This window comes from Mucilaginibacter sp. (assembly GCF_036383575.1).
GTDB lineage: Bacteria > Bacteroidota > Bacteroidia > Sphingobacteriales > Sphingobacteriaceae > Mucilaginibacter.
This window is the reverse complement of sequence record NZ_DASVOB010000217.1, coordinates 1-7,757: the sequence shown is the minus strand read 5'-3', so window position 1 is coordinate 7,757 and position 7,757 is coordinate 1. Positions and strand designations below refer to the sequence as shown.

Sequence of the window (7,757 nt, the reverse complement as noted above, 5' to 3'; positions counted from 1 at the left end):
TGCTTCTATCTCTTTTATTAGTTGCTCCCGTAAATTGGCCGGAAGATGGCTGCGCTTGTCTTCTCGCACTACCCGTAATATCTCCTCGTTTTCCTTTTTCATACACCTTTTTTTGTGTATAGTTTTTTCCGGACGAGTCACTGTCATTGTGGTCTCGGCCGTTGTTGGTGACAAAATTAAATTTTAAAAGCTCGCCTGAAAAACCATGAAACTTCTTGAAAATTTCACGCACCGGCATACTTTTTTACATTAAATTTTGATTTAAAAAACATCTGTCTATATTTGCACCGCTAATCTATAGTTTTACTATATAAAAAATGAACGGTATCGCATTACATCATCTTCATCTGCATCACCACCATGTGGTGATCAGCTAATATGTATGTTTCTACGCGAAATAACAACCTCCGTTTATATTCTTTTTTATCATAGTCTCTTAAATTCAATCTTTTGAAAACACTTAAAATAGCTATCCAAAAATCGGGTAGGCTCAACGAAAAATCTGTTGAATTGTTAAAAAATTGCGGCTTAAATTTTGAAAACTACAAAAGCTCGCTGATCTCCCCGGTATCCAATTTCCCTTTAGAAATCCTTTTCCTTCGCGATGACGATATTCCTGAATATGTGCAGGATGGCATTGCCGACTTAGGTATCGTAGGCGAAAACGTGATCCAGGAAACCGAAGTTGAAGTAAGCTACCTGCAACGTCTGGGTTTTGGTAAATGCTCATTAAAAATAGCAGTACCTAACAACAGCGACATCAATTCCCTGGCCGACCTTGATGGTAAGGCCATAGCTACCACCTACCCCGCCATTTTAGGCAAGTTTTTAAAACAACAAAATATAACTTCAGATATCCGCACTATTTCAGGTTCGGTTGAGATTTCTCCGGGCTTAGGTCTGAGCGATGCTATTTGCGACCTGGTATCAACTGGTGGTACGCTAAAAAGCAATGGACTGAAACCTTTTGCCGATGTAATGTCGTCAGAAGCGGTGCTGATTGGCAGCAAAGCCATTGCCGAAAGCGATCTTGTACAGGAACTGATCCAGCGCATCCAATCTGTTTTACGCGCCAAAGAGACTAAATATGTGGTACTTAACGTTGAGAAGAGTAATCTTGACGCGGTAATTGCGTTACTGCCGGGTGTGAAAAGCCCTTCGGTAGTACCATTGGCCGAAGAAGGCTGGGTGGCAGTACACACCGTAATCCCTGAACGTGATTTTTGGGACCGTATAAGCCAGCTTAAACAGGCAGGCGCACAAGGCATTGTAGTAATGCCTATTGAGAAGATCATTTTATAGTAGTTGGCAGTGGCAGTTGGCAGTTTGCACTATGGTAAATTGCTGATTGTTGCAAACTGATAACTGATAACTGCAAACTGGAATGAAGACATACAATTATTCAGAACTTTCATCTACCGAGATCCAGAAACTGGTTCAGCGCAATGTTGACCCGGCCAACGAGATCCGGACCATTGTTGAAGATGTAATTGCCAACGTGCAGCAGCATGGTGACAGTGCTTTATTTGACTATGCTTTAAAGTTTGATAAAGTGGAGCTGAGCAAGCTTTATCTTGATAAAGCCGAACTGGAGGAAATAGCCAAAGCCATATCTGCCGATCAGAAAGCGGCATTAGAAACTGCCTACAGCAATATCTATAAATTTCACCAAACGCAGCTAAAAACCGAGGACAAAGTTGAAACCATGCCCGGCGTAACCTGCTGGCGCGAATTAAGGCCGATTGAAAAAGTTGGCTTGTATATTCCCGGAGGTTCGGCGGTATTGCCAAGTACGTTTTTGATGTTGGGTATCCCGGCCCGCATTGCAGGTTGTCATGAAATAGTGGTTTGCTCACCACCGCAAAAAAACGGTAAGGTTAACGCCTTTATAGCGTATGTGGCACTGATGCTGGGGATTGATAAGATCTATCTTGCAGGCGGATCACAAGCTGTAGCAGCCATGGCTTACGGAACGGCAAGCATCCCCAAGGTTGATAAGATCTTTGGTCCGGGTAACCAGTTTGTAACCAAAGCCAAAACCATCGTCCAGTCAACCACTACAACGGCTATTGATATGCCCGCAGGCCCATCGGAAGTATTGGTTATTGCTGATGAAACTGCCATCCCGGCCTACATCGCCGCCGACTTACTGGCCCAGGCCGAGCATGGCATCGACAGCCAGGCGGTGTTGGTTTGTACCTCTGCCGATGTTGCCAAAAAAGCCATCGCCGAAGTGGAAAAACAATTACCGGTATTACCCCGTGCCGAGATAGCCAAACTGGCCATTGATAACTCATACGTAGTGATCACCAGTAGCTTAAGTGAGGCCATGACTTTCAGCAATCAATACGCGCCGGAGCACTTAATACTGGCTACTAATAACTGGGAACAGATCACCGGCAGTATCATCAATGCAGGTTCGGTATTTTTAGGAAACCTTACCCCCGAAAGCGCAGGTGATTATGCATCAGGCACTAATCACACCCTGCCAACCAGCAGTTATGCAAGGGCTTATTCTGGCGTATCGGTTGATTCGTTTGTGAAGAAGATCACGTTCCAGCATATTACCCGCGAGGGAATTAACAACATTGGCCATACTGTTGAAGTTTTGGCCGAGCTGGAAGGCTTGCATGCGCACCGGAATGCGGTGAGTGTGAGGATGAGCCCCCCGACCCCCTAAAGGGGGAGTTTGGATCCGGCGAAAAAATGCAAAATATAAACCAAACCGTCATTGCGAGGTACGAAGCAATCGCGAACTATACAGGGTGGCCCTGCTTATTGGGGATTGCTTCGTCCCTCGCAATGACGGGTGTCAAAAAAGATTAAAAAATGTTCGACATAAATAATATCCTTAGAGAAAATATAAAACGGCTTGTACCCTATTCATCGGCACGTGATGAATACCAGGGTGAAGCAAGCGTTTTCCTCGATGCCAATGAAAATGCCTTTGGCTCCCCTTTAGATCAGCAGTTTAACCGTTACCCTGATCCTTTACAATACGATCTGAAAAAACGCATCACCGAAATTAAGGGTGTACCGCCCCGTAATATTTTTGTAGGCAACGGCAGCGATGAAGCTATCGATATCCTGTTCCGCAGCTTTTGTAACCCGGGCGTTGACAATGTGATCCTGGTGCCGCCTACTTATGGCATGTACGAGGTATCGGCCAACATCAACGACATTGAAGCCCGCAAGGTAAATTTAACCGAAGATTACCAGCTTAATTTAGAAGGCATTGCCGAGGCTATCGACAAAAACACCAAGCTTATCTTTATCTGCTCGCCAAACAACCCTACCGGCAATTCCATTAACCGCGATGATATCCAAACATTGCTGACCAATTTTAACGGTATTGTAGTGGTTGACGAGGCTTATATCAATTTCAGCAGGCAAAAATCCTTTATCCAGGAGCTTACCGAATGTGCCAACCTTGTAGTGATGCAAACCTTATCAAAAGCGTGGGGCTTGGCTGGTTTACGTGTGGGCATGGCCTTTGCCAGCGAAGAGATCATTGAGGTGATGAATAAAGTGAAGCCACCTTATAACGTTAACGAATCATCGCAGCAACTGGCATTAGCAGCTTTGGCAAACGTTGGCCAGGTTAATGAGTGGATCAAAGAAACCCTTGCACAGCGCGACAGGTTGGTTTTACAACTAAAAGAATTTGATTTTGTGGTAGATATCTATCCATCTGATGCTAACTTCATTCTTGTAAAAACCACTAACGCTAATGGCATTTACGATTTCCTGGTGAAACAGGGTATCATCGTGCGTAACCGGTCAAAAGTTGAACTTTGCGAGGGTTGCCTCCGCATAACCATTGGTACCCCCGATGAGAATACAGTTTTGCTGGACACTCTACAAAACTTCAAATAGAAAATCACTAATTCAACAACTCACTAATCCACTAATTATATAGGATGAGCCTACAGAAAATATTATTTGTCGACCGTGACGGCACGCTGATCAAAGAGCCTGCCGATGAGCAAATTGATTCATTTGCCAAGCTTGAATTCTATCCCGGCGCCTTAACCTATCTGCCCAAAATAGCTAAAGAGCTTGATTTTGAATTGGTCATGGTTACCAACCAGGATGGCTTAGGTACTTCTGTTTATCCTGAAGATACATTTTGGCCTGTACACAATTTCATCCTTCAAACCTTTGAAGGTGAAGGCGTAGAATTTGCCAACCAGATCATCGACCGTACTTTTGCCCGCGACAACGCTCCTACGCGCAAACCAGGCACAGCGTTACTTACGCAATACCTTGATGCTGAGAAATACGACCTGAAAAATTCATTCACCATAGGAGATCGTAAAAACGATGTACTGCTGGCGAAAAACCTGGGTGCAAAAGCTATCTGGCTTAACAACAACAGCAATTTAGGCGGCAATGAATTTAGCGAGGCAGATCATATTGATGATGTAATTGCTTTGGAAACTACCGACTGGCAAAAGATATATGAATTTTTAAAACTCGGTCAGCGGGTATTTGAACACCGTCGTGCTACCAAGGAAACTGATATTTATATCAAAATAAACCTTGATGGTAAAGGCGACGCTAAAATATCAACCGGTCTGCATTTTTTTGATCACATGTTGGATCAGATCGCGCGTCACGGTAGCATCGATCTGGAGATTACTGCCAAAGGCGATCTGCATATCGACGAGCATCACACCATTGAAGATACCGGAATAGCCTTGGGCGAAGTATTTGCCGCAGCTTTGGGCAACAAAATGGGTATCGAACGTTACGGCTTCTGCCTGCCGATGGATGATTGCCTGGCACAAGCTGCTATTGATTTTGGCGGCCGCAACTGGATAGTTTGGGATGCCGATTTTAAACGCGAAAAAGTGGGCGATGTACCAACAGAAATGTTCTACCACTTCTTTAAATCGTTCAGCGACGCTTCAAAAAGCAATTTGAACATAAAAGCTGAAGGACAGAACGAACACCACAAAATTGAAGCTATATTTAAAGCCTTTGCCAAGGCAATAAAAGTGGCCGTAAAACGTGATGTAGATAAGATGGTTTTACCAAGCACTAAAGGACTTTTATAGTTTGCAGTTATCAGTTGGCGGTGGGCAGTTAAACGCGCACAGAACACTCTTCAACTGACAAGCAAACTGCAAACTAATAACTGCAAACTGACAACTGATGATAGGTATTATACTATACGGAGCCGGAAACATATTTTCCCTTACTGCCGCTTTAGAGCGCTTAGGTATCCCCTATGGCTTTATCAACAGCGAGGAAGATTTTGATAAGTACGATCGTTATATCATTCCCGGTGTAGGTCATGCCGGCGCAGCCATGAATAAGCTTAAGGCTACCGGACTTGTGCCGGCTATTAAGGCGCTTAAGAAGCCTACGTTGGGTATTTGCGTGGGGATGCAACTGCTTACCTCCCACTCGGAAGAAGGCGACTCTAACCTATTGGATATCATACCGGTTAAAACTTTAAGATTTAAAGATAGTGCCGACCACAAAGTTCCGCACACCGGCTGGAACAGGGTTTTTCCCGAAAAAGAAAACCCGCTATTTGAAAATATACCGTCAGGTTCACATTTTTACTTTGTACATTCATACTTTATTGAGTATGATAAAGCATACACTTTATTGGCCTCCGACTACGGAAATGAATTTTCGGCATCAATTTGGCTTGATAATTTTTATGGCGTACAATTCCACCCCGAAAAGTCGGGTGTGTTTGGCGAAACATTGTTAACTAATTTCTCAAAAATATAAAGGATATGTACATTATTCCTGCCATTGACATTTTGAACAAGAAGGTAGTCCGCCTTCGCGAAGGCGACTACGCACAGGTAACTGAATACGATGTTACCCTTGAAGAAATGATTGAGCGCTACCAGAGCAACGGCACCAACTTCATCCACATCATCGACCTTAACGGTGCAAAAAACGATTTCAGCAATCAGCAATACCTGTTTGATGTGATCCGCAAAACCGACATGAAAGTGCAATATGGCGGTGGCATCCGCAGTATCGAAAAAGTAAAAGAGCTGATAGATGCTGGCGTTCACCGTGTAATTGTTGGCACACAAGCCCTTACTAACCCTGATTTTCTGCCAGATCTGAGCAAAGAGATCTGTGGAAAAGACAAATGCTCCGATCAGGTTGTTGTAGCCATCGACGTACTTGACGAGGTGATCAAATACTCCGGCTGGATGGAAAGCTCACCCATCAAACTGATGGATTATGTTGATAAATGCCTTGCCTTAGGTTTCTTCCGTTTCCTTTGTACCGACATTAACAAGGACGGAAAACTTGGCGGTGCAGGTATCGAATTATATGAAAAACTGCTTGATCATTCACCATTCATTAAACTGATAGCATCAGGCGGCGTAAGTTCTATGGGCGATATCGAAAAACTTAACCGCTTAAAAGTTGAGTCGGTGGTAGTTGGTAAAGCTATATACGAAGGACACATCACCATTGAAGATGTGAAGCATTGGAATTTGGACGCGCTGATTTCTATCTAATCGTCCCCATTCTAAAAGAAACATACACTCCATGTCATTGCGAGCGATAGCGTGGCAACCGCATGCTATACAGGGCGAACTTGCATAGTTCGCGATTGCTTCGTACCTCGCAATGACATATTTTTAAAAGCATGCTTGCGAAAAGAATTATTCCTTGTTTAGACGTTAAAGACGGCCGCACCGTTAAAGGCGTAAACTTTGTTGACCTACGAGATGCCGGGGACCCCGTTGAACTGGCCTGGAACTACTCCAACCAGGGAGCCGACGAATTGGTATTTTTAGACATCACAGCTACCGTTGAGCGTCGTAAAACCATGGTAGAGTTGGTAAAAGCTGTTGCAAGGCAGATCAATATCCCATTCACTATTGGCGGCGGCATCAATGAAATTGCGGATGCTGATGCCTTACTGAATGCAGGGGCTGATAAGATCTCCATTAATTCAGCAGCGGTGCGTAACCCTAAACTGATAGACGAACTGGCTGCCGCTTTCGGTGTTCAGTTTGTGGTGATAGCCGTTGATACCCGCAGTATTGGCGATAAAAATGTAGTACACCTGAACGGTGGCAGACTGCCAACAGAGCGCCAGACGTTAGAATGGATCCTGGAGGCTGAAAGCCGTGGAGCAGGCGAGATCCTGCTTACATCCTTGGATCATGACGGTACCAAAGGAGGCTTTGATAATGGTTTGCTTAAAACTGTTAATGATGCTGTGCATATCCCCGTAATAGCCTCGGGCGGTGCCGGTAAGGTGGAACACTTTGTTGATGTTTTTGAAAAAACCAATGTTGATGCAGCCCTGGCGGCTTCGGTATTTCATTATGGTGAAATATTGATACCGGATTTGAAGCGCATATTACAAGATAATAAGATTGAAGTAAGGATCTGATAACATCTTAAAAAAAGCAGGGATTGCCACCGCCGTTGTTGGTGTTGTCACCAATAACATTTTCTTAACAACGGTTATAAAATACGGATTGCTGTTGGTGACAACACCAACAGCGGCGAGAAATCATGTAGTTACAAACTACATGCATAGCTGATTCGAAGTCACAGACTTCAAACGGCGGAAGTAAAATGGCTGCCCGTGAGGACACGGACAGAGGTAATTTGAATTAGTACAAAATGAACATAGATTTTGAAAAAACCGGCGGACTTGTCCCCGTAATTATACAGGACGAGCAAACCCTTGAGGTTTTGATGCTGGGTTACATGAACCAGGAAGCATATGATAAAACCGTACAGGAAAATATCGT

General features: G+C 44.1%; 8 protein-coding genes and 1 pseudogene. 8 read left to right on the top strand and 1 reads right to left on the bottom strand.

Annotated features, from left to right (window positions below; genetic code table 11):
- Positions 1–238 (bottom strand): hypothetical protein (locus VF500_RS07800; protein WP_330859135.1); only part of this gene is annotated, 238 nt, incomplete at its 3' end.
- A 212-nt stretch (positions 239–450) separates the two neighbouring features.
- Here VF500_RS07800 and hisG point away from each other — a divergent pair.
- From hisG to VF500_RS07760, 8 genes and pseudogenes are all read left to right on the top strand, one after another.
- On the top strand, positions 451–1,302 hold the full coding sequence (gene hisG, locus VF500_RS07795; RefSeq protein WP_330859134.1) for an ATP phosphoribosyltransferase: 852 nt from the start codon (positions 451–453) through the stop codon (positions 1,300–1,302).
- A gap of 82 nt (positions 1,303–1,384) precedes the next feature.
- Positions 1,385–2,680 (top strand): histidinol dehydrogenase, encoded by a 1,296-nt coding sequence (gene hisD, locus VF500_RS07790; protein ID WP_330859133.1) that lies wholly within the window; start codon positions 1,385–1,387, stop codon positions 2,678–2,680.
- A gap of 149 nt (positions 2,681–2,829) precedes the next feature.
- Positions 2,830–3,876, top strand: a complete 1,047-nt coding sequence (hisC, locus tag VF500_RS07785; protein WP_330859132.1) for a histidinol-phosphate transaminase — start codon at positions 2,830–2,832, stop codon at positions 3,874–3,876.
- Between the two features lie 44 nt (positions 3,877–3,920).
- On the top strand, positions 3,921–5,060 hold the full coding sequence (gene hisB, locus VF500_RS07780; RefSeq protein WP_330859131.1) for a bifunctional histidinol-phosphatase/imidazoleglycerol-phosphate dehydratase HisB: 1,140 nt from the start codon (positions 3,921–3,923) through the stop codon (positions 5,058–5,060).
- 97 nt (positions 5,061–5,157) lie between these two features.
- Positions 5,158–5,748 (top strand): imidazole glycerol phosphate synthase subunit HisH, encoded by a 591-nt coding sequence (gene hisH, locus VF500_RS07775; protein ID WP_330859130.1) that lies wholly within the window; start codon positions 5,158–5,160, stop codon positions 5,746–5,748.
- Between the two features lie 5 nt (positions 5,749–5,753).
- Complete coding sequence (locus VF500_RS07770; protein ID WP_330859129.1) at positions 5,754–6,503, top strand: 1-(5-phosphoribosyl)-5-[(5-phosphoribosylamino)methylideneamino] imidazole-4-carboxamide isomerase; 750 nt, start codon at positions 5,754–5,756, stop codon at positions 6,501–6,503.
- Between the two features lie 131 nt (positions 6,504–6,634).
- Complete coding sequence (hisF, locus tag VF500_RS07765) at positions 6,635–7,390, top strand: imidazole glycerol phosphate synthase subunit HisF (RefSeq protein ID WP_330859128.1); 756 nt, start codon at positions 6,635–6,637, stop codon at positions 7,388–7,390.
- A gap of 236 nt (positions 7,391–7,626) precedes the next feature.
- Positions 7,627–7,757: pseudogene (locus VF500_RS07760) on the top strand (bifunctional phosphoribosyl-AMP cyclohydrolase/phosphoribosyl-ATP diphosphatase); the annotation flags it as partial.